Below are 19,205 nucleotides of genomic sequence, written 5' to 3'. Positions count from 1 at the left end.
TTGGGGCGGGCATCTGGCCCATTCTAAAGGCCCTGGGGTGAGGGTCCCCCCGTTTTTTTCACCCCAGCGTCAGCTTCGGCACCCTCCCCCCCGGATGGGCGGGCTAGCATCCTCCCATGCGTCTGACCGCTCTCGTTTCCGGCACCGTGCAGGGGGTGGGCTACCGCCGCTACGTGCAGCGGCACGCCCGCGACCTCGGGTTGTCGGGCAGTGCCGAGAACCTCCTCGACGGCCGGGTAGAGGTGGTCGCCGAAGGCCCCGAGGAAGCCCTGGCCCGCTTGCTGCACTGGCTGCGGCGCGGCCCGCCCCACGCCCGCGTGACGGCGGTGGACCCCCAGTACAGCGAGGCGACGGGCTTGCAGGAGTTTCACGTGTATTAGGGTGATGCCGTGAACCGCGTACCCGATTTCTGGCACGTCCTTGGCGAACTTGAAGGTCAGCCGGAGGTCGAGGTCATCTGGGACGATGCCCTCTACGATGAGCCTGAGACCGGCCAATATTGGGCTTACGTGCAGTTCCGGGGCAGGGCAACTGCTCATCTCAGCAACAGCCACCATGTCGCTTTTGTGCTGCCAGATACACCTCTTGTCATCATGTCCGTCCTGTACCGCTGCCAGGTCCGAGTGGTAACGGTGCCCGACCTTCAGCGGAAAACCCTTAACCTCAGCCCGTTCCTACAAAGGGCGCTCAGGCGACGCCCTCACTGGACGCCCGAGGACTTGCAGCAATTTGTGGATGGCATAGAGCGTTTGGGGCTGCGGCGAGAGTGGGAAGAGGGCGAATACGTGATCACCCTGGCGAATGCTGATGGCGTAGTCGTCGCTGTAGAGCATGTCTTCCTGCCTCTGGCCCTGACGTTGCCAGCCAGTCCGCCGGGACTCACGCCGTTGCTGCATAAATTTGGCCATGAGCTTGTGGCCGTAGAGGAGTGGTCTACGCCCCTCCTTTCCCTCTCCCCTGAAACCAGTGCCGAGTTGACTGAGCGCTTGCCCCTCTCTGGTTTTGTGGAGGGCGAACTGGCCGCATTTTCCCTGGAACAGTTCGTGTACTGGTTGCGTTAAGTCGGACAACCTCACCCCCGCTGGCGCAATTCCTCCTTCTGCTCCTCCAGCGCGTCGCCCTGGCCCTGGCCCTCGCCGCGCTGGCGGTAGTAGCGTTGCAGGGATTTGCCCAGGCCGCCCAGCCCCGGAAAGAGGGTGCGCTCGGTGATGTTGGCTTGGTCGAGCTTGTCGCGGATTTCCCACTTGAACTCGGCCGGGAGGATGACCTTGCGGGCGCTGCCGGGGTGCCTGGCCAGCCACTCGTCGAGAGCGAGGTCGGGTGCCGAGAGCAGCGAGAACAGGGCTGCCTGCTGCACGATCCGCTCGTCGAGCGAAGGCGGTTCCAGAAACAGCAAGAAGGGCTGCTCGCCCTCGCGCTCCAGGTCCTCGAGCCAGTTCAACTCGAAGGCGGGCGAGGCCGGGGCCGCCGCCAGGGGCTCCCGCGCCCGCGAGAAGGCGGCCAGCATGTCCACCGTGAACACGTCCGCCCCCTCATGCTCCAGCAGGGCCGAGAGCGGCGCGGGCAGGGTCGCGTTCGTCCGCCCCACGTGGGTCATCCAGACCACGCCGTCCTCGCCGTACAGGTCCTCCTCGGCGGTGGCGAAGTGCAGCGCCACGAGGGGCGAGGAGGTCCAGTCCAGCAGCCGGGTGGGCAGGCCGTGGTGCTGCCCTACCGCCAGCCAGTACCACGCCAGGTCGCGGTCGATGCCGCTGCGGTGGGCGTACTTGCGGAAGTTCCGCAGCAAATGCCCCTCGATGGCCCGCGTGTCGCCCCCCTGCCGCTGGAGCGAGGTCGTCAGCGGTGCGGACCCCCGTCCCTGCCCCCGGAATACGTAGGGCGAGCGGTGCCTCCGCAGCTCTGGATTCCAGGAGTCGGCGTACAGGACATCGTGCAGCTCCGGCCAAGTGGAGACCGTGAGTTCTTCCATGCCCCCAGCCTAAGCGCCGGGCCGGGCGGACGGATGGCCCGCCCCCGCGTAAAGGCTCCCGCAAGGCAGCGTCCGCTGCCCGCCCCGTAAGGTGCCCCCATGAGCCTCAAAGACAGCTTCACCCCCGACGAGTGGTATCAGGTCATGACTGCCCCCGGCCGCGTGGGGGCCGCCGTGGTCGCTGCCAGCCCCAGCGGGGTGACCGGCCTCGTCGCGGAGGCGCAGGCGGTCGGGGCCGCCATCCGCGAGAGCGTGGGTGCGGCCGACCGCACGCCGCTGCTCGAAGCGATGGCCGCCGACCTGATGGGCACGCCGCCCACCGCCCAGGAGGTCCCCACGCAGGACCGCCCCCGCACCCTGGAAGAAGCCCGCGCCCGCAGCCTGGAGGAGGTGCGCCGCGCCGCGTGGCTGGTGGGCGCCAAGGCTGGCCCCGAGGACCTCGCCGCCTTCCGCCGCCTGCTTCTGAGCGTGGCCGAGCGCACGGCGGCGGCGGCCAAGGAGGGCGGCTTCCTGGGCTTCGGCGGCGAGCAGATCAACGAGCGCGAGCGGCAGGTCGTCGCCGAGCTGCGGGCCATCCTGGGAGATGAGGGGACGCCCGCTGCTGCGCCCGCCCTCCTCCACGAGACGCCGCCAAGCGGCAACCCCGACGGGTCGGGGAATAGCAACTGATGGGGGAATCGGCGGACCATCTCCGTTTTGTTCAGGTGCCTGCCCTGGGACTGACTCCGGGATACTCCCATCTCGCCGAGGTTCGCGGTGGGCGCACGGTTTACCTCTCCGGTCAGATTGCGGTGGATGCCCAGGGGGAGGTGGTGGGGCCGGGCGACTTCACCACCCAGGCGCGGCAGGTTTTCGAGAACCTCCGGCTCGCGCTGGCCGAGGTCGGGCGTACATTCGATCACGTGGTCAAGCTCACCCTTTTCCTGACGGATATGGCGGACCTGCCCCAGCTCCGGGCCGTGCGGGACGAGTTCATCGATCTTGCCCAGCCCCCGGCGAGCAGCGCGGTGCAGGTCGCCGGGCTCGTGCGCCCCGAACTGCTCGTCGAGGTGGAGGCTATCGCCGCTGCGCCCTGACTCTGTATCCTCTCGCCAGACCGGCGGCGACTGGCGCTGAACGTGGGGCACACCACGGGGAAGCCGCCCGGATTCTCACAGACCGCACGCCTGGGTCGGACGCTTCCGCTGCTAATGGCGGGGGCGTCCGCTGATGCAGGGGGAACAGCATGACGCAACGGGCCTTGATCTCGGTAAGCGACAAGACGGGCGTGGCAGAGTTCGGCCGCGAGTTGGCCGCGCGGGGCTGGGAGATTCTCAGCACGGGCGGGACGCTGGCGGCGCTGCGGGCAGCGGGCGTGCCCGCGACGGCGGTGAGCGACGTGACGGGGTTCCCGGAGATTCTGGACGGGCGGGTCAAGACCCTGCACCCGGCCATCCACGGCGGCATTCTGGCGCGGCGGGAGCCGGGGCACCTCGCGGAGTTGGAGGCGCACGGCATCGGCCCCATCGACCTCGTGTGCGTTAACCTCTACCCGTTCCGCGAGACGGTGGCGCGGGGCGCGGCGTTCGGAGAAGCCGTCGACCAGATCGATATCGGCGGCCCCGCGATGCTGCGGGCGGCGGCCAAGAACCACGCGGCGGTGCTGGTGCTGGTGGACCCTGCCGACTACCCGCTCGCCCTCGCAGGGGAAGTGTCCCCGGCAGAGCGCCGCCGCCTCGCCGCCAAGGCTTTTCGCCACACCGCCGACTACGACGCGGCGATTGCCGGATACCTGACGGGGGAGGAGGGAGGCCAGTTCCCCGAGCGCCTTCCCCTCGCCCTGTCGCGCGTGGCCGAGGTCCGCTACGGCGAGAACCCTCACCAGCCCGGCGCAATCTACCGCCGGGAGGGAGAGCGCGGCCCAGTGCTGGACGCCCGGCTGCTGTCGGGCAAGCCCATGAGCTTCAACAACTATGCCGACGCCGATTCCGCCTGGGCGCTCGCCGCCGAGCTGGGCGGGCAGGAGCAGGGCGCGGTCTGCGTGGCCGTCAAGCACGGCAACCCCTGTGGGGTGGCGGTCGCGGGGACGGTGGCCGAGGCCTGGGAACGCGCCCGCGACGCCGACACCCTCAGCGTGTTCGGCGGGGTGGTCGCGGTCAGTCGCCCGGTGGACCTCGTAGCAGCGCAGGCGATGCGCGGCACCTTTCTGGAAGTGTTGGTCGCCCCCGACGTGACCCCCGAGGCGGCGGCGTGGTTCGCGGCGAAAAAGCCCGACCTGCGGGTCCTCGTCGCGACGCCGGACATGGCCCCCGGCCCGCTGGACCTCCGTCCGATCGCGGGGGGCTTCGCCGTGCAGGGGCGGGACGCCCGCGTTTGGGACGACCTGTGCCCGGAGGTGGTGACCACCCGCCCGCCCTCCGAGGAAGAGTGGCCCGACCTGCGCTTCGCCTGGGCGGTGGTCAAGCACGCCCGCTCCAACGCGGTGGCCCTGGCACGGGGCGGCGTGACGGTGGGCCTGGGCGCGGGCGCGGTCAGCCGCATCTGGGCCGCCGAACGCGCCGTCGCCAACGCGGGCGAGCGGGCACGCGGGGCGGTCCTCGCGTCCGAGGCTTTCTTCCCCTTTGACGACGTGGTGCGGCTCGCGGCGGGGGCGGGTGTCACGGCCATCCTCCAGCCCGGCGGCGCCAAGCGCGACCCGGAGGTCATCGCAGCGGCGAACGAGCTGGGCCTGAGCATGGTCCTGACCGGCTCGCGGCATTTCCGGCACTAGGGGAGGGGAGATGACGACCTCTCTCCTCGGCAAACCCCTGGCGGGCCAGGTGACCCGCGAGGTGCGGGCGGCGCTCGCAGAGTGGACCTTCCGGCCCCACCTCGTCTCGGTGCTCGCCTCGCACGACGAGGCTTCGGCGGTCTATGTGCACAGCAAGGAGCGACAGGCCGAGCGGATCGGGGTGCGCTTCAGCGTGCGCGACCTGGGCGCGGAGGCGACGCAGGCCGAGTTGGAGGCCGAGTTGCAAGGCTTCTCCGCCGACCCGGAGGTGCACGGCGTCGTCCTCGAACTGCCGCTCGCGCCGGGGCTGGATGCCGACGCCGCGCTCCTCCACATCGCCCCCCGCAAGGACGTGGAGGGCCTGACCCCTGCCAATCTCGCCCTGATCGCGGCGGGCCGGGAGGCCGAGGCCCTGCTGCCCCCCACTCCGCGCAGCGTGCGCTTCCTGCTGCGGGAGGCGCTGGGGGACGATCTGCGCGGGCGGCGGGTCGCCGTGATCGGGCCGGGGCGCACGGTGGGACGGCCCCTGACCTTCATGCTGAACAACCGGGGCGTCACCGTGACCCTGTGCAACGAGCATACAGGCGACCTCGCCGGGGTCTTGCGGGGGCAGGACGCGGTGGTCGTCGCCGTCGGGCACGCGGACCTGCTGCGCCCGGAGCATGTGCAGCCGCACCACGTCGTTGTGGACGCGGGGATCAACGTGCCCAATGACGGAGAAGGGGTGGTGGGCGACGCCCGGCCTGGCCTCCTCGTGCGGGCACAGACCCCGGTGCCGGGCGGCGTCGGGCCGCTGACGAGTGCGCTGATGTTCCAGAACCTCGTGCGGGCGGTGAAGTTGCAGCGCGGAGAGACGGTGGAGTAGGGACCGGGCGGGGTCGGCGCCTGCCTGCCCAAGATTTGCTCTAGCCTGCGCGAATGCGTTCGTCGGCTCCCTCCACGGCCCCCGCCTCCCTGACCTCCTCCCGCACCCACATCGCCTTCATGACCGACGCGCCGCGCGTGGCGGGCAGCGAGGTCTGGCTGCTGGACCTGTTGCCCATGCTTCAGGCGCGGGGCCTGCGGACGACCATGTTCCTGAGCCGCGAGCCCCGGCTGGACGAACTCGTGCGCCGCTTCGGGGAGGCGGGGGTGGCGGTGCACCGTTACAGAGCGCTGGAGGAATTGCCCGAGCTGACCCGTGACTTCGACCTGCGCGTGCTTCAGATGTGGTACCGCCACCACTACAGCGAGCTGCTGCCCCGCCTGCGGGGGCCACGCTGGGTGGTCAGCCACGACCAGATGGAGTTCCACTACCCCCAGCCCCTGCGCTTCACCCACCGCGAGGCGTACCCCTGGACGAAGGCCGGACCGTTCCGGCAGGCCGACCGCATTCTGACCGTCTCCGAGTGGGCCGGGGACTTCGTGCGGCGGCAGATGCGCCTGCCCGACGTGCGCGTGCTGCACAACGGCGTGGACGTGGAGCGCTACCGCCCCGCGCACGACGAGGCGGAACGGGCCGCGCTGCGGGAGGCGCACGGCTTCCGGCGCTTCACCGTCCTTGTGCCGGGCCGCTTCGCCCCCGAGAAGAACCAGATGACGGCCCTGCTCGCGGCGCGGGCTGCGCCCCACCTCGACTTCGTCTTTACCGGGGACATGGACTCGCCGCTGGGGAACCTCGTGCAGGGGGTGGCGCGGCGGGGGAGCATCACGAACACGCGCTTCCTGGGCCGCCGCTGGGACATGCCCGACCTCTACCGCGCCGCCGACGCGCTGCTACAACCCACCCTGGCGGAAAACCAGTCGCTCGTGACGCTGGAGGCGATGGCTTCCGGCCTGCCAGTCGTGACCACGCCCATCCCCGCGCAGGCCGAACTCGTGCAGGACGGGGTGTCGGGCCTGCTCGTCAAGCCCCGGCCGGGCCTGCTCGCCACGGCGCTGGGTGCCCTGGCCGCCCACCCCCACCGTGCCCGCGAGTTCGGGGCGGCGGCACGGGCGCATGTTCTCTCTCGCCACACCCTGACCCACACGGCCGACCGCCTGGCCGAGCTGCTGCGCGAAGTCTGAGCAGAGCCCTAGAGGATTTGCCATAAGACTGCGGCGGTGTTCCGCATTCGTTGGCCGGGTAGAGCGAGCGAATTCAAGGAGAGCATTGGGCGTTTGGGGAGGCACCTGGGGCGCTGTTTCCCGGGGGCCGTCACTCTGTCCAATGCTCTAGGGGCGTGAAAAAGTCGTTACCCACTCCGGCAGCGGGCCGGGGTCCATCAGGAACGCGTCGTGGCCGTGCGGACTCTCCAGTTCCCGGTACTGGCCGCGCGGCAGCAGCTCAGCATAGGCCCGCACCTCGGCGGGTGAATACAGGAGGTCGCTGGAAATTCCGACCACCAGCACGGGCACCTGGACAGAGCGCAGCTCGGCGTCCGACGGCTGAAAGCGGTCCATCGCTCCGGTGAGGGCCAGGTAGGACCGTTCGTCGAAGCGGTCGGCGAGCTTCTCGCCCTGGTATTCCAGATAAGTCGTGATGTCGGCGGTGCCGGGGCGCCGGGTGCCCCAGCCGGACTGGGTGCGGGCAAAGCTCTCGGGGCTGCGGTAACTCAGGGTGGCAATCTGCCGCGCCACCTTTAGCCCCTCTCCGCCGGGGGCCGCGCGGATCGCTGCCCGCGCCGCCGTATTCAGGCCCACCGCCCACGGCGAGTGGCGGGCGGGCGCCCCGATGATCACCGCCCGCTCCACCAGATCGGGACACTCCAGCAGCCAGGCATAGGCCAGCATCCCGCCCATGCTCGCGCCCACCAGCGACACCCGCCGCACGCCGAGGTGCTCCAGCAGCGCCCGCCCTGCCCGCGCCAGGTCCCGCAGCGTGAGGGGCGGGTCCTCGCCCCCCACACGCGGTAACTCGGCCGGACCCGCCGTGCCCGCGCAGCCCCCCAGCACGTTGGCGCACACCACGTAGTCCCGCGTGGGGTCCAGCGGTCGCCCCTCACCCAGAAAGCCCGGCCACCACTCATGCACTGCGCTCGTGCCCGTCAGCGCGTGCAGCACGAGGATGGCGTGCTCAGCGGGCGTCCCGTAGGTGTGGTACGCGACCCGCACGTCCGACACTGGCTGGCCGCAATCCAGCAGCAGCGGGGCCTCCCGGAAAAGGAGGGCGATCTGCCGCCCTGCCTGTTCCCGCGCGGCAGGCGGCGGGCCGGGTTCGCGGGGCCGCGCCAGGGCCGTCACGCCCCGACCAGCGCGGCGGCGAGCGCCTGCGCGAAGTCCTCCTGAATGTCGCCGATGTGCTCGATGCCCACCGACACCCGCACCAGCCCCGGCGTCACGCCCGCCGCCGCCTGCGTGATCTCGTCGAGCTGCGAGTGCGTCGTGCTCGCCGGGTGGATGACCAGCGTGCGGGTGTCGCCCACGTTCGCCACATGCTGCGCCAGCTGCACCGAGCGGATAAACGCCTCGCCCGCCTCCCGGCCTCCCCGCAACTCGAAGGTCAGCACCGCTCCCGCTCCGCGCGGCAGGTACGCCTGCGCCCGGTCGTGGTGGGGGTGGTTGGCGAGGCCGGGGTACGTCACCCGCGCCACGTCTGGGTGGGCACTCAGCCACGAGGCAAGCGCGAGCGCGTTCTGCGCGTGCCGCTCGGCCCGCAAGGAGAGCGTCTCGACCCCTTGAAGAAACTGCCACGCTTGCTGAGGGGCCAGCGTCGGCCCCAGGTCCCGCAGCCCCTCGGTGCGGGCGCGGGTGATAAAGGCGACGTTGGGAAGCCCCAGCGCATTGCCCTCGCCGAACGTCTCCCAGAAGTTCAGCCCGTGGTAACTGGGGCTGGGCTCGGTGAACAGCGGATATCGCCCGTTGCCCCAGTCAAAGGTTCCCCCGTCCACGATGATCCCGCCGATGCCGTTGCCGTGCCCGCCGATCCACTTGCTCGCCGAGTGCAGCACCACGTCCGCCCCATGCTTCAGCGGTTGGCAGTAGTACCCGCCCGCCCCGAAGGTGTTGTCCACGAAGACCGCCACGCCCTGCGCGTGCGCCGCCGCCGCGATGCCCTCAAAATCGGGCACGTTCAGCGCCGGGTTGCCGATGGTTTCCAGGTACACCGCCCGCGTGCGGTCGTCGATCAGTGCGGCGAACTCCTCCGGGCGCTCCTCCTTGCTCGTGAAGCGCACCTCGATGCCCAGCCGCCGCAGGGTCACCCGGAACTGGTTGACCGTGCCGCCGTACAGGTTGGGTGTCGAGACGATGTTGTCCCCGGCCTGCGCGACGTTCGTGATCGCCAGGAACTGCGCGGCGTGCCCGCTCGCCACGGCCAGCGCCCCCACGCCGCCCTCCAGCGCCGCCACCCGTTCCTCCAGCACGGCGGTCGTGGGGTTCTGAATCCGGCTGTAGATGTTCCCAAACGCCCGCAGCCCGAAGAGGTTCGCCGCGTGTTCCGGTGACTCGAAGACGTAGGAGTTGGTCGCGTAGATGGGCACGGCCTGCGCCCCGGTCGCGGGGTCGGGGCGTTGCCCGGCGTGAACTTGCAGGGTGTCAAAGTGCAGCGGCGCAGACTTGGAACTGGTCACGGTGACCCTCCTCACAGAAAAGAAGCGGGGAAGCTGTGGGGAGCCGCGCCCAAGGCAAGGCCCCCTCCCGGACAGTCGAGAAGGGGCGGCAGAGTCATCCGCGTGACCTTCCCTGATCGGTCCCGTGTGCGGCGGTCATCGTTGACACCGCACCGGGCTGGCCTTGGCACCGTGACGTGATGGGGTCCGGTTGCCGCGCCGTCAACGAGCCAGGTCTCTCGGGCGCTCTGGATAGGGGTCGCTCCACGCGGGAGCTGTCCAGAAAGGTAACAGGCCAGGCGGCGGCAGGTCAACGCACTTGTCCAGGCGACGCTGCCCCCAGGTGGGGGGCATGGCCTCCCTAAAAATGGCTAAACTTCTCATTGCACCACTCGATTCCACTCACGGTCCCCAGCCAGGACCCCAGGAGGCCTATGAACCTTCGCGCCACCGCCCTGTTTTTGCTCAGCGCCTCGCTGCTCGCCTCCTGCACCACCCGGACTCAGCCGACGCCGGGCACCGACACCGAGTTCGGCCGCCTGAGCACCCTCAAGCCCGGCGAGCAGGACAGCGTCCGCACCCGCCTGAAGGTCAATGTGGTCTTCGTGGGCTACCGCGAAGCGCTGCCCGGCCAGGTCCAGACCGCCCAGAACGTGAACACGCGGGATTTTCAGAACATCCTGCCGAAGTCGTACGAGACCATTGCCCGCCTTCCCAGCGCCTACGGCAATACTGAGTACACCGGCAACGTCTTCGACTACGACTACAACTACGTGTTTGCGGACCAGCAGTTCGAGAACGACTTTTTCGGGTACCTGTCGCAGAACGCCGCCGAGAGGCCGCTGACGGTCTTTCAGAAGTACTTCAACTGCCAGTTCGTGACGGAGGTGGACGAGGAGACAGGTGAGCCCTATCAGGTGCCCGTGGACGACTGCGAGACGCCCTCCCCGCTGATCAACCGCCCCGTCGAAAAAAACTTCGAGATTGACGCCCTGGCGACCGAGAACTGGCTGGCCGACAACGTCTCGCGCGTGGGGGTCAAGCCCGGCGAGTACACGATCTACCTGGTGAACTGGTACAGCCGCCCAGACTTCAAGTTCCACTCCTACACCCGCGCGGACGCCGCTGACACCGACACCGGGACGCGCTTCGGCGCCCGCGCCAGCCGACGCCTGATCGCCTGGGGCGGCAGCGTGCGCCAGGGTGCGGCGCCGCAGCGCGTGTGGTTCTACGACCTGTCGGCCAACCCCGACCCCTGGACCGACGCCTGGGACGTGACGAACGCGGACTCGACCGGGGACGGGGAGCCCGACTACCGCATGCCGCCCATCTGGGAATACGGCACCCGCAAGGCCAGCACGGCCTATGGCCGCAAGGTCAGCGTGGACCTCGCGCGGGTGGTCCGCTACACCGCCCTGAACCTGCTGTTCACCCCCAGCCCGATCTACCGGGTGGCCCTGACGCCGCCGCGCATGCCCGAGGAGATCGAACTCGACGTGCGCGTCGAGCAGGGCGAGGGCGCCCGCGACCCCGGCACGCTGCTCAACCGCACTCTGCTGCAGAGCCGTGTGTCGGTGCTCCAGCCCTTCGCCAAGTTCAGCACCAACGTCCGGCAGACGGCGCTCGACGGCGACCTCGCGGACGTGTACAACTGCTTTTTCCCGGTCGAGGCGGAAGACATCTGCTCGCCCGACTTCGCGGATTTCTCCGGTGAGGAGCTGTTCCAGTTCGGGGTGCGCGAGCTGCGCGAGAGCTACAGGGCGGCCGGGGACAAGTACCTGCTGCCGATCTACGCCTTCAACGATGCGAGCGACAGTCAGGGCGGGCTGCTGGGCGTGGCCTACGACGACGGTCAGACCGGGACCCAGAGCTTCGTGTACTCCTTCCTGACGCCCAGCCTGATCAACGCGGGCTACGGCTTTACCGACACGACCGTCCACGAGGTCGGGCACCACCTCAGCCTCTCGCACCCGCACGACGGCTACGACAGCGAAGAGGACCTCTCGTACGGCTCCAGCGGTCCCTTCCGCTTCGTGGATTCGGGCGACCAGAGCGCGACGATCATGTCCTACAACGACCTGTCGCGCACCTTCGGGCAGTTCAACCTCGACGCCCAGTACCGCTACCTGACGGCCGCGTACCTTAACAACACCAACGCGATTCTGGAAATCACCCGCCGCGCGGGCAAGGTCCAGGGCGTGCAGAGCGCGGCCCGCAGCGCCGACGCCCTCTTCGCGCAGGCCGAGCGCGAGTACGCCGCCCTGAACTACCTCAGGGCCGCCGAGCTGGGGCACCAGGGCTATCGCGCCGTGCTGGACGCCGCGACCACGGCGGGCGTGCAGGTGCAGGCCTACAAGTGGTACGAGAACCTGACCGGGCTGTCGGCACAGACGGTCAAGGCCCAGCCGCGCGTCAGCAAGGATCACCTTCCCAAGAAGGGCGCCTGGATCCTGCCCGAGGAAACCCCCGAGCAGCGTGCCCGCCGCCTGTCGGAGTAAAGCCGACACCAGCCGATACGCTGGGGAGGGGAGCCGGGATCTGGGAGTCCCGGCTCCCTTCTGCTGGGCCGCGCAGGGTCAGCCGCCCGTCACCGGCTGGGGCTAAGCTGAATCCATGACGCGGTGTGTGCTGATCGGCCTGGCTCTGGTGGCCCTCGGTGGGGGCATGGGGGCGGCGAGTTCCCCGGCTGCGGGCCGGACGGCGGCGCCCCGCAGCGAGGTGCCCATGAGTGTCCAGACGCCCCAGCGGGTGCAGGCGGCCCTGCCCACCCTGCACCTCCTCCGCACCGTGCGGGTGCTGGCCGATCTCACCGCGCGGGGCACGCTGACCCTGGACGCCCCCGCCCGCGCCGCCCTGCGGGCCGAGGCCCAGGCCCTGGCCGCCGCCCCCACCCTGGGAGCCTCAGCGGCGGGGCAGAGTCGGGAGCGCCTGCTCGCCGCACTGACAACCAGCCAGCGCACCCAGCTTGCGCGGGCCGAGGCCGACCTCGCCCGCCGGGCCGAACTGCTCGCCGCCCGTGCCCGCTTTGCCGCGCCGGATGGCCCGGTCAACCGCACGGCGCTGCTCTACAGCTTTCAGGTGCCTGGGGGACTCGGGACGGTTCAGGTCCTCCTGGCCCAGTCTGCCCTCAATCCCTACCGCACACCGGGACCCAACGCGGCGGTGCTTGAGCGCTTGCATATGTCCTTGACTCCCTAACTGTGCCTGAACAAGCGGCCCGGCCTCATCCGGCCTGGGCGCACGCCGGGCACTGCCCGTAGAGCGTCACCTCGTGCGCCTCCACGATGAAGCCGCCGGGGTACACCGTACCGCTGGGCAAGGCCACCGGGCAGGTATGCAGGGTGAACACTCGGCCGCAGCGGGTGCAGGAAAAGTGATGGTGGTGGCCGCGCCCGGCCCGCTCATAGCGCGTCTCGCCGTCGAGCGTGACCGGGTGGATGCGGCCCTGCTCGGTGAGCAGCTTGAGGGTGCGGTAGACGGTGGCGACCCCCAGACCTGGCAGGTCGGACTGTGCCCTGGCCAGCACGTCCCCCACCGCGAGGGGGCCTTCCGCGTCGTCCATCACGCGGGCGATCACGTCGCGCTGGCGGGTGCTGCGGGTCGCCGTCATGGGGCGCAGGCTAGCAGACCGAATCACGACCTATGCCAAAGCAGCCCACCTTCGCGGGTGGGCTGCTGATGACAAGAGGCGGCTCAGCGCAGATTGGGATTGACCTTCTCATCGGGCGCGATGGGCGTGCCCTGGGCCTTGGCTTCCACCATGCTTTTGGGCGTGGGGAGCACACCGACGTGGGAGGGAGCAGTCGCGGCCGACACGCTGGGCGAGCCGCTGGCCACCGCCTGATCGAGGCTTTGCTCGCCGTAGGTCGGCTTGCCGGACGTGCCTGCCGTCCCCACAGGCTCGGGACGCTTGAGGAAACTGGCCGCTCCGCCGGAAGAGGCTGCGGGGGCTGCCGCGCTGGGGCGGGCGCTGGTCTTCGCGGCCTGCCCACCGCTCCCCTTGCCCGGCTCCTGTCCGGCCTTCTCCATCAGCCCACCCGCGATCTCCTCGAGTTTGGGCGTCAGTACCCGCTCGTTCAGCGCCTTGAAAGCCAGGGTTGTCAGGGTGGCGACGAGGGCTCCACCCACGCCCTTGCCGCCCTGCTGCTTGTGCTGGGCCTTGATCAGGGCCTTCTGGTGCTTGGCGGGGCTGGTGGCGTCCACATAAATCTTCTTGCTGCGCCGGAATTGCCGCCCCACCGCGATTCCCACCAGGGCGCCGACCGCCGACGCGCCGCCCAGCATCCTGAGGGGGTCTTTCTGCATCTGCACTTGAAGGCTGGCCTGTTCGGTCAATGCGTCCACGCTGGCCCTCAGGCGGGCGCGGGCCTCGTCACGCTCACTGCGGGAGTAGGCGTCCATCACTGGTCCTCCTTGGGCATGTCGTCCCGGAAGGTGGGCTCGGTGCTGACCGGGATTCCCGGCGCGTCCTTGAGCACCACGGGATGCTGGATGTTGGGGTCATGCTTGGTGTGTCCGCCGTGCCCGCCCGCTCCGGCGTCATGGGTCTCGCTGCCGTCGAGCTTCTTGTTCAGGCCGCTGCCGTACACCTGCGGCTCGCCTGTCTCGGTGGCCTCGTACACGGGGAGACGCACCTCCCCGGCGTCGGTGCCACGCAGCGCCACACCGTCAGAGACGCCTTCCTGACGGGTGAGGGTGGTCTTGATGCCCGCCCCCTGATCGCTGGCGTTCACGCCGACGCCCCCCGCCGTAAAGCCGGAAGTGCTGACGCCGGGGCGCACGGTGCCGCGCTCCACGTCCGCGCCCATCGCCACCGACGCGGCGCTCGCACGGGTCCCGGTGTGGGCCGGGCCGAGGCTGTCGATGTTCGCGGCGGTATCGGGCGAGGTGCGGGTGTGCGGCGCCGAGTTGCCCGTCGGGGCCCCGGTGGCCTGACCCGTCAGGTACGACCCCCGGCTGGGGCTGACGCTGGCCTCGCCCATCCGGCTCCCACTCGTGCCCGCGCCGCCTGCCACCGGGGTGGCAATCACCGTGTCCGTGTCCACGGCGCGGGTGCCCGTTCCGGCAACCTGGGCCGCCGCCTGCGTCCCCGTGGGCGCGGGGTACTGGACCTCGCGCAGCTTGCCGCTCTGCTCGGCCTGATACTGGGCCTCCAGCCGCTCGTCCTCGGTCATGGGGCGGCCGGGATCGGAGCGGTCGCCGCCCTCGCGCGGCACCTCGGCGCTGAGCTTGCGTAGGCCCATCATCACCAGCACGCCCATCACGACAAAGCTCAGCAGCGCGATGATGAGTGCGGCGACCCAGGCCCCCAGACCCAGCCGCATCAGGCCGTAGAAGAGGGCCAGAATCAGGAACACCAGCCCCAGAATCAGCGGCCCGGTCGCGCCCAGCAGCAGGACGACGCCCAGACCCTTGGCCTTGGCGACCTGCCCAACCTGATGGGCGATTCCCCGCACTTCGGTCTTGGCGAGGGCCACGGCGGCGTCGAACACGTCGACCAGGGCACTCCCCATGCTCTTGCGTTGCTCTTGCATACGTCCTCCAGGAACTCAACCTGCCGGAGCAGGCCAATGTGACCAGCATAATGAACCCCATGCCCGCGCCGCGCCACACCAAAGAAACCCTGAACCCGGCCGCAGGCGTCCCCCGCCCACTGACCCTGGCCCAGCGCAGCAACCTCCTGTACCCCACCGCCTGGGGCTACGCCGCGTGGCGGGCGCGGTCGCTGACGTGGCTGACCGGCCAGCCCTTCTCCCTGGAGCGCGAGGCGGCTCTGTTCACAGTGCTGTGCCGCCCCCGCCCCGGCCAGCGCTGGCTCGATGCGGGCACCAGCACCGGCTTCTATGCGGGGGTGCTCACGCAGGCCGGGTGCGAGGTGGTTGCCGCCGACCTCAGTGCCCCGATGCTGGCGGCGGCGCGGCGGCGGGTGCGAGCACCGGGGGTGGACTGGCTCCTCACCAACCTGGAAGCGAGCGGTCTGCCGGACGCCAGCTTCGACGGAGTCACCGTGGGCGCCGCCCTGAACGAGACGCGCGACCCCGCCCGCCTCCTGGCCGAGCTGGAGCGTGTGCTGCGGCCCGGCGGCACCCTGTGGCTGATGTACCTCGCCCGCACCGGGGGACCGCTGCAAGCCGCCCTGTCGCGGCCCGCGCTGGGCGGCCTGACCTTTCCCGACCCGGCGTGGGTGGCGCGGCAGCTTCCGGGTTGCGTCCGGACCCACGGGCTGCGGCTGGGAGCGGCCGTTTTCGAGCGGTATGGACGCGGCGAGTAAAGGCTCCTCCGGTCAACGTCGCAGAAATCTGTAAGAAACCGTCACGTTCCCGCTCCCGGTGGCCCCTACACTCGGCTGGAGAGGAGCCGATTGTGACCCAACGCCCCCCAGACCTGGCTCCGCCCCCGGCAGCCGTCGCCCACTGCCGGGACGTGACGCGGCATCACAGCAAGACCTTTTACCTGGGGTCGCGCTTTTTCGGCCCCGAGGAGCGGGCGGCGGTGTGGGCCGTGTATGCCGCCTGCCGCACCGGGGACGACGTGGTCGATGAACGCCGTGGCGAGGCCGCCGAGCGGGGCTTGGCCGACTGGTGGGCGCGGGTGCAGGCGGCCTTCGCGGGCGAGCCGGGCCACGACCCCGGCGACGTGGCCCTCGCGTGGGCGGCGGGCCGCTGGCCGATTCCCCTCTCGGCCTTCGGGGAACTGCACCAGGGCCTGCAGATGGACCTGCGCGGTGCCGAATACCACACGCTGGACGACCTGCTGCTGTACTGCCGGCGGGTCGCGGGCGTGGTGGGCTTCATGATCGCGCCCATCAGCGGCTACCGGGGCGGCGAGCGTACCCTGCACGCCGCGCTGCGGCTGGGGCAGGCGATGCAACTCACCAACATCCTGCGCGACGTGGGCGAGGACCTCGAGCGGGGACGGGTGTACCTGCCCGCCACGCTCATGCGCGAGTTCGGCGTTTCCCGCGCGGCGCTGGAGGCCGGAGAGGTGACCCCCGAGTACCGCGCCCTGATGCGCCACCTCTCCGGACTCGCCCGCGAGATGTACGCCGAGGGCCGGGCCGGGATTCCCTGCCTGAACGGCTCGGCCCGGCTCGCGGTGCAGGTGGCCGCCCACTCCTACGAGGGCATTCTCGACGACCTCGCCCGCGCCGACTACGACAATTTCCGCCGCCGGGCGTATGTCAGCGGCACCCGCAAGCTGATGCTGCTGCCCCGCGCGTGGTGGGAACTGCGCGGCCGCGCGGGCCTGAGTTTCGAGCCGTAGGCCCTACCCCCGAGCCACGGCTCCCCGATCATTGCCCCACGGCCTCTGACCCCCGCGCCAGGGCCGGACAAGGACCCCCCATGCCTGATCCCCACACTTCCCCACGCCCCGCCAAGACCCGCAAGACCGCCCTCATCATCGGCTCCGGCTTCGGTGGCCTGAGCCTAGGCATCCGGCTGCAAAGCCTGGGCTTCGACACGACCATCCTCGAACGCATGGACGGTCCTGGCGGCCGCGCCTACCAGAAGCGCACGCCGGACGGGTACGTTTTCGACATGGGGCCGACCGTGATCACGGTGCCGCATTTCATCGAGGAGCTGTTCGCGCTGGAGCGAGGCGGCGGGCAACTCGGCCTTCCCGATTACCCCGAGCACGTCCTGACCGGCGAGCGCGTCCGCGAGGGCGAGAGCGGTGGCCCGCGCACCCGCGAGTACGTGCGGCTGGTCCCGATCCTGCCCTTCTACCGCATCCTCTTCGACGACGGCACCTTCTTTGACTACGACGGTGACCCCGACTCGACCCGCCGCCAGATTGCGGAGCTTGCCCCCGAGGACCTGGAGGGCTACGAACGCTTCCACGCCGACGCGGGGGCCATCTTTCAGCGCGGCTTTCTGGAGCTGGGGTACACCCACTTCGGGGACGTGCCCACCATGCTGCGGGTGGTGCCCGACCTGATGCGGCTGGACGCGGTGCGCAGCCTCTTTTCCTTCACGTCCAAGTACTTCCAGAACCCCAAGATGCGGCAGGTCTTCTCCTTCGAGACGCTCCTGATCGGGGGCAATCCTCTCTCTGTGCCCGCGATCTACGCGATGATCCACTTCGTCGAGAAGACGTGGGGGATTCACTACGCGATGGGCGGGACGGGGTCGCTGGTGCGGGCCTTTGTCCAGAAGTTCGAGGAACTCGGTGGGCGCATCGAGTACGGACGCGGGGTGGAGGAGATTCTGGTCAGTGACGACCGGGGCCGCCCGGTGCGGGCACCCATCGGGGCGCGGGTGGCGCGGGGCGTGCGGCTGGAGGACGGCGAGGAACGCCGCGCCGACATCGTGGTGAGCAATGGAGACTGGGCGAACACCTACCTCAAGCGGCTGCCCCGCCGCGCCCGGCTGGTCAACCGTGACCCCCGCGTGAAGGCCGCCCGCCAGAGCATGAGCCTGGTGGTGATCTACTTCGGCTTCCGCGACGACGGCCGCCCCCTCGACCTGCGCCACCACAACATCATCCTGGGGCCGCGCTACGAGGAACTGCTGAGCGAGATTTTCGGCGGCAAACCGCTGCCGGACGACTTCAGCCAGTACCTCCACATCCCCACCCTGACCGACCCCACCCTGGCGCCCCCCGGCCACCACGCCGCCTACACCCTGATTCCGGTCCCCCACAAGGGCGCGGGGCTGGACTGGGAGGTCGAGGGGCCGAAACTCGTGGACCGGGTGCTCGCCTTTCTGGAGGAGCGCGGCCACATTCCGGACCTGCGCTCGCGCCTGACCCACTGCGAGTTCGTGACGCCGGACTATTTCGAGGGCACGCTCGACGCGTACCTGGGCAACGCTTTCGGGCCAGAGCCGCAGCTCGTTCAGAGCGCGTATTTCCGTCCGCACAACCGCTCGGAGGACATCCGCAACCTGTACCTCGTCGGGGCCGGGGCGCAGCCCGGCGCGGGCACCCCCAGCGTGATGATGTCCGCCAAGATGACTGCCCGGTTGATCGCCGAGGACTTTGGGATTCACCCCGACATCCGGGACGGCGGCGGGCAGCGCGAGCCGGAGCCGGTAGGGGAGAGCGTGGAGCGCCCGCTGGCCGAAGTCACGCCCTGACCGCGTGACCTGAAAGCGAGCCTGGCCCGGTGAGGTCAGGCTCGCTCATTTCATCCGCTCAGCGCGGGTACAGGGCGTTGATGGTGCTCACGTCGGTGGGACTATAGCCGTTGCGCTGCCCCATGCGGTTGAGGTTGACGCTGCTGTTGAGCGGCTTGATCGCCAGCTTGCCCTCGAAATAGGCGGGGTAGTGCATGATCGAGTCGAAGTCGTAGGCCCCGTAGCCCTGGCTGCCCGAGCGAATCTGGTACTGGCTCTGCCAGTCGGCGGGAATGTTCTGCCACTGAATGGCGACGTACTGGTCGCGGTCGGGGCGGGTCTGCTCGTGAAAGAGGCCCATGGTGTGCCCGAATTCGTGGACGATGGTGCCCACCGAGCAGCGGTCGGCCAGCGTGATGGTCTGGCGCCCGCCCGTCATGCCCAGGCCGGAGGCGCAGCTCGTGCCGGTGTTGTAGGTGATCTGCACGTAGTTGCTCTGGGTCGTGCGGGGGGTGACCACCACATTGGTCGTCGAACGGATGTTGGCGGCCGCCTGCGCGACCCGGTCACGGATCGCCTGGGGCACGTTGCTGGCGAAGGTGTAAGGAATCGTGCGTCCCGTCCAGCGGTAACGGGTGTCCACCACGTAGGTGCCCTGCAGCGACAGGGCGCTCACGTCGTCCGCAAGGATGATGTCGTCTTCGAGCAGCAGCATCCCGTCCCGCACGAAGCCCGTCACCGTCTGGCGGCTGCCGTCTTCCATGATCAGCGTGGCCTGCCGCGTCTGGGGCCGCTCGCCCGCTAGGCTCCCGCCCGGTGTGGTCAGGACTCGCGGGGTGCCCTGCGGCGCTCCCGAGCAGGCGGCGAGGACGGCGGACAGCAGGGCCAGCGGCAGCAGGGCTTTGGGCATGGAGGGGAGGTTA

Annotated in this window: 19 protein-coding genes and 2 riboswitches; of the genes, 12 read left to right on the top strand and 7 right to left on the bottom strand. The window is 70.0% G+C overall.

What is annotated here, in order from left to right; all coding sequences use genetic code 11:
- Positions 1–116 precede the first annotated feature (116 nt).
- The gene (locus F8S09_RS04790) at positions 117–380 is read left to right on the top strand and encodes an acylphosphatase (protein WP_152869356.1); all 264 of its coding nucleotides are present in this window, start codon (positions 117–119) and stop codon (positions 378–380) included.
- A 9-nt stretch (positions 381–389) separates the two neighbouring features.
- Positions 390–1,061: a hypothetical protein gene (locus F8S09_RS04785; RefSeq protein WP_152869354.1), complete on the top strand. Its 672-nt coding sequence runs from the start codon at positions 390–392 to the stop codon at positions 1,059–1,061.
- A gap of 11 nt (positions 1,062–1,072) precedes the next feature.
- Here the strand turns inward: F8S09_RS04785 and F8S09_RS04780 are convergent, their stop codons facing one another.
- Positions 1,073–1,969 (bottom strand): FRG domain-containing protein, encoded by an 897-nt coding sequence (locus tag F8S09_RS04780; protein WP_152869352.1) that lies wholly within the window; start codon positions 1,967–1,969, stop codon positions 1,073–1,075.
- Between the two features lie 99 nt (positions 1,970–2,068).
- Here F8S09_RS04780 and F8S09_RS04775 point away from each other — a divergent pair, with 99 nt between their 5' ends.
- The 5 genes from F8S09_RS04775 (at position 2,069) to F8S09_RS04755 (ending at position 6,764) form a co-directional block, all read left to right on the top strand.
- Positions 2,069–2,638, top strand: coding sequence for a hypothetical protein (locus tag F8S09_RS04775; protein WP_152869350.1), 570 nt, complete (start codon positions 2,069–2,071; stop codon positions 2,636–2,638).
- Positions 2,639–2,673: 35 nt separating this feature from the next.
- Entirely contained in the window at positions 2,674–3,045 is a 372-nt protein-coding gene (locus F8S09_RS04770) for a RidA family protein (protein ID WP_322618529.1), read from the top strand.
- Positions 3,046–3,061: 16 nt separating this feature from the next.
- A riboswitch (ZMP/ZTP riboswitch) is annotated at positions 3,062–3,148 on the top strand.
- 46 nt (positions 3,149–3,194) lie between these two features.
- A complete protein-coding gene (purH, locus tag F8S09_RS04765; protein ID WP_152869346.1) occupies positions 3,195–4,718 on the top strand; it encodes a bifunctional phosphoribosylaminoimidazolecarboxamide formyltransferase/IMP cyclohydrolase in 1,524 nt (507 codons plus the stop codon).
- A 10-nt stretch (positions 4,719–4,728) separates the two neighbouring features.
- Complete coding sequence (locus F8S09_RS04760) at positions 4,729–5,583, top strand: bifunctional 5,10-methylenetetrahydrofolate dehydrogenase/5,10-methenyltetrahydrofolate cyclohydrolase (protein ID WP_152869344.1); 855 nt, start codon at positions 4,729–4,731, stop codon at positions 5,581–5,583.
- A gap of 53 nt (positions 5,584–5,636) precedes the next feature.
- On the top strand, positions 5,637–6,764 hold the full coding sequence (locus tag F8S09_RS04755; protein ID WP_152869342.1) for a glycosyltransferase family 4 protein: 1,128 nt from the start codon (positions 5,637–5,639) through the stop codon (positions 6,762–6,764).
- Between the two features lie 147 nt (positions 6,765–6,911).
- On the opposite strand, the gene F8S09_RS04750 is transcribed toward F8S09_RS04755, so the two are convergent.
- Complete coding sequence (locus tag F8S09_RS04750) at positions 6,912–7,919, bottom strand: homoserine O-acetyltransferase family protein (protein WP_407643651.1); 1,008 nt, start codon at positions 7,917–7,919, stop codon at positions 6,912–6,914.
- Entirely contained in the window at positions 7,916–9,247 is a 1,332-nt protein-coding gene (locus tag F8S09_RS04745) for an O-acetylhomoserine aminocarboxypropyltransferase/cysteine synthase family protein (RefSeq protein WP_322618528.1), read from the bottom strand. The genes F8S09_RS04750 and F8S09_RS04745 overlap by 4 nt, the downstream gene beginning before the upstream one ends.
- A 146-nt stretch (positions 9,248–9,393) precedes the next feature.
- A riboswitch (SAM riboswitch) is annotated at positions 9,394–9,485 on the bottom strand.
- A gap of 175 nt (positions 9,486–9,660) precedes the next feature.
- On the opposite strand from F8S09_RS04745, the gene F8S09_RS04740 reads away from it, so the two are divergent.
- Both F8S09_RS04740 and F8S09_RS04735 read left to right on the top strand, forming a co-directional pair.
- Complete coding sequence (locus F8S09_RS04740) at positions 9,661–11,724, top strand: zinc metalloprotease (protein ID WP_152869340.1); 2,064 nt, start codon at positions 9,661–9,663, stop codon at positions 11,722–11,724.
- 115 nt (positions 11,725–11,839) lie between these two features.
- Complete coding sequence (locus F8S09_RS04735; RefSeq protein ID WP_152869338.1) at positions 11,840–12,424, top strand: hypothetical protein; 585 nt, start codon at positions 11,840–11,842, stop codon at positions 12,422–12,424.
- A 25-nt stretch (positions 12,425–12,449) separates the two neighbouring features.
- Here the strand turns inward: F8S09_RS04735 and F8S09_RS04730 are convergent, their stop codons facing one another.
- The 3 genes from F8S09_RS04730 to F8S09_RS17855 all read right to left on the bottom strand — a co-directional run bounded on the left by F8S09_RS04730 (position 12,450) and on the right by F8S09_RS17855 (position 14,760).
- Positions 12,450–12,836 (bottom strand): Fur family transcriptional regulator, encoded by a 387-nt coding sequence (locus F8S09_RS04730; protein ID WP_152869336.1) that lies wholly within the window; start codon positions 12,834–12,836, stop codon positions 12,450–12,452.
- An 83-nt stretch (positions 12,837–12,919) separates the two neighbouring features.
- Positions 12,920–13,627, bottom strand: coding sequence for a hypothetical protein (locus F8S09_RS04725; RefSeq protein WP_152869334.1), 708 nt, complete (start codon positions 13,625–13,627; stop codon positions 12,920–12,922).
- On the bottom strand, positions 13,627–14,760 hold the full coding sequence (locus F8S09_RS17855) for a phage holin family protein (protein ID WP_227978446.1): 1,134 nt from the start codon (positions 14,758–14,760) through the stop codon (positions 13,627–13,629). Before F8S09_RS17855 ends, F8S09_RS04725 begins: the two co-directional genes overlap by 1 nt.
- Positions 14,761–14,819: 59 nt before the next feature.
- Between F8S09_RS17855 and F8S09_RS04715 the strand changes: the two genes are divergently transcribed.
- The 3 genes from F8S09_RS04715 to crtI all read left to right on the top strand — a co-directional run bounded on the left by F8S09_RS04715 (position 14,820) and on the right by crtI (position 18,303).
- Positions 14,820–15,497: a class I SAM-dependent methyltransferase gene (locus tag F8S09_RS04715; protein ID WP_227978445.1), complete on the top strand. Its 678-nt coding sequence runs from the start codon at positions 14,820–14,822 to the stop codon at positions 15,495–15,497.
- 92 nt (positions 15,498–15,589) lie between these two features.
- Positions 15,590–16,489 carry a phytoene/squalene synthase family protein gene (locus F8S09_RS04710; protein WP_322618527.1) on the top strand — a complete coding sequence of 300 codons (900 nt, stop codon included), beginning with the start codon at positions 15,590–15,592 and terminating at the stop codon, positions 16,487–16,489.
- A gap of 80 nt (positions 16,490–16,569) precedes the next feature.
- A complete protein-coding gene (crtI, locus tag F8S09_RS04705; RefSeq protein WP_152869332.1) occupies positions 16,570–18,303 on the top strand; it encodes a phytoene desaturase family protein in 1,734 nt (577 codons plus the stop codon).
- Between the two features lie 58 nt (positions 18,304–18,361).
- Here crtI and F8S09_RS04700 read toward each other — a convergent pair whose 3' ends face one another.
- On the bottom strand, positions 18,362–19,192 hold the full coding sequence (locus F8S09_RS04700; RefSeq protein ID WP_152869330.1) for a M12 family metallopeptidase: 831 nt from the start codon (positions 19,190–19,192) through the stop codon (positions 18,362–18,364).
- Between the last annotated feature and the right edge of the window lie 13 nt (positions 19,193–19,205).

It is taken from the genome of Deinococcus terrestris (genome assembly GCF_009377345.1).
Taxonomy (GTDB): Bacteria; Deinococcota; Deinococci; order Deinococcales; family Deinococcaceae; genus Deinococcus; species Deinococcus terrestris.
The sequence above is the reverse complement of the archived record's forward strand: the minus strand, read 5'-3'. Positions and strand labels throughout refer to the sequence as shown.

Excerpts from the sequence above, each read along its gene's own strand:
- F8S09_RS04790 (WP_152869356.1), top strand. The coding sequence starts at position 117 with ATGCGTCTGACCGCTCTCGTTTCCGGCACCGTGCAGGGGGTGGGCTAC.
- F8S09_RS04780 (WP_152869352.1), bottom strand. The coding sequence starts at position 1,969 with ATGGAAGAACTCACGGTCTCCACTTGGCCGGAGCTGCACGATGTCCTG.
- F8S09_RS04775 (WP_152869350.1), top strand. The coding sequence starts at position 2,069 with ATGAGCCTCAAAGACAGCTTCACCCCCGACGAGTGGTATCAGGTCATG.
- purH (WP_152869346.1), top strand. The coding sequence starts at position 3,195 with ATGACGCAACGGGCCTTGATCTCGGTAAGCGACAAGACGGGCGTGGCA.
- F8S09_RS04760 (WP_152869344.1), top strand. The coding sequence starts at position 4,729 with ATGACGACCTCTCTCCTCGGCAAACCCCTGGCGGGCCAGGTGACCCGC.
- F8S09_RS04755 (WP_152869342.1), top strand. The coding sequence starts at position 5,637 with ATGCGTTCGTCGGCTCCCTCCACGGCCCCCGCCTCCCTGACCTCCTCC.
- F8S09_RS04740 (WP_152869340.1), top strand. The coding sequence starts at position 9,661 with ATGAACCTTCGCGCCACCGCCCTGTTTTTGCTCAGCGCCTCGCTGCTC.
- F8S09_RS04735 (WP_152869338.1), top strand. The coding sequence starts at position 11,840 with ATGACGCGGTGTGTGCTGATCGGCCTGGCTCTGGTGGCCCTCGGTGGG.
- F8S09_RS04730 (WP_152869336.1), bottom strand. The coding sequence starts at position 12,836 with ATGACGGCGACCCGCAGCACCCGCCAGCGCGACGTGATCGCCCGCGTG.
- F8S09_RS04725 (WP_152869334.1), bottom strand. The coding sequence starts at position 13,627 with ATGGACGCCTACTCCCGCAGTGAGCGTGACGAGGCCCGCGCCCGCCTG.
- F8S09_RS17855 (WP_227978446.1), bottom strand. The coding sequence starts at position 14,760 with ATGCAAGAGCAACGCAAGAGCATGGGGAGTGCCCTGGTCGACGTGTTC.
- F8S09_RS04715 (WP_227978445.1), top strand. The coding sequence starts at position 14,820 with ATGCCCGCGCCGCGCCACACCAAAGAAACCCTGAACCCGGCCGCAGGC.
- crtI (WP_152869332.1), top strand. The coding sequence starts at position 16,570 with ATGCCTGATCCCCACACTTCCCCACGCCCCGCCAAGACCCGCAAGACC.
- F8S09_RS04700 (WP_152869330.1), bottom strand. The coding sequence starts at position 19,192 with ATGCCCAAAGCCCTGCTGCCGCTGGCCCTGCTGTCCGCCGTCCTCGCC.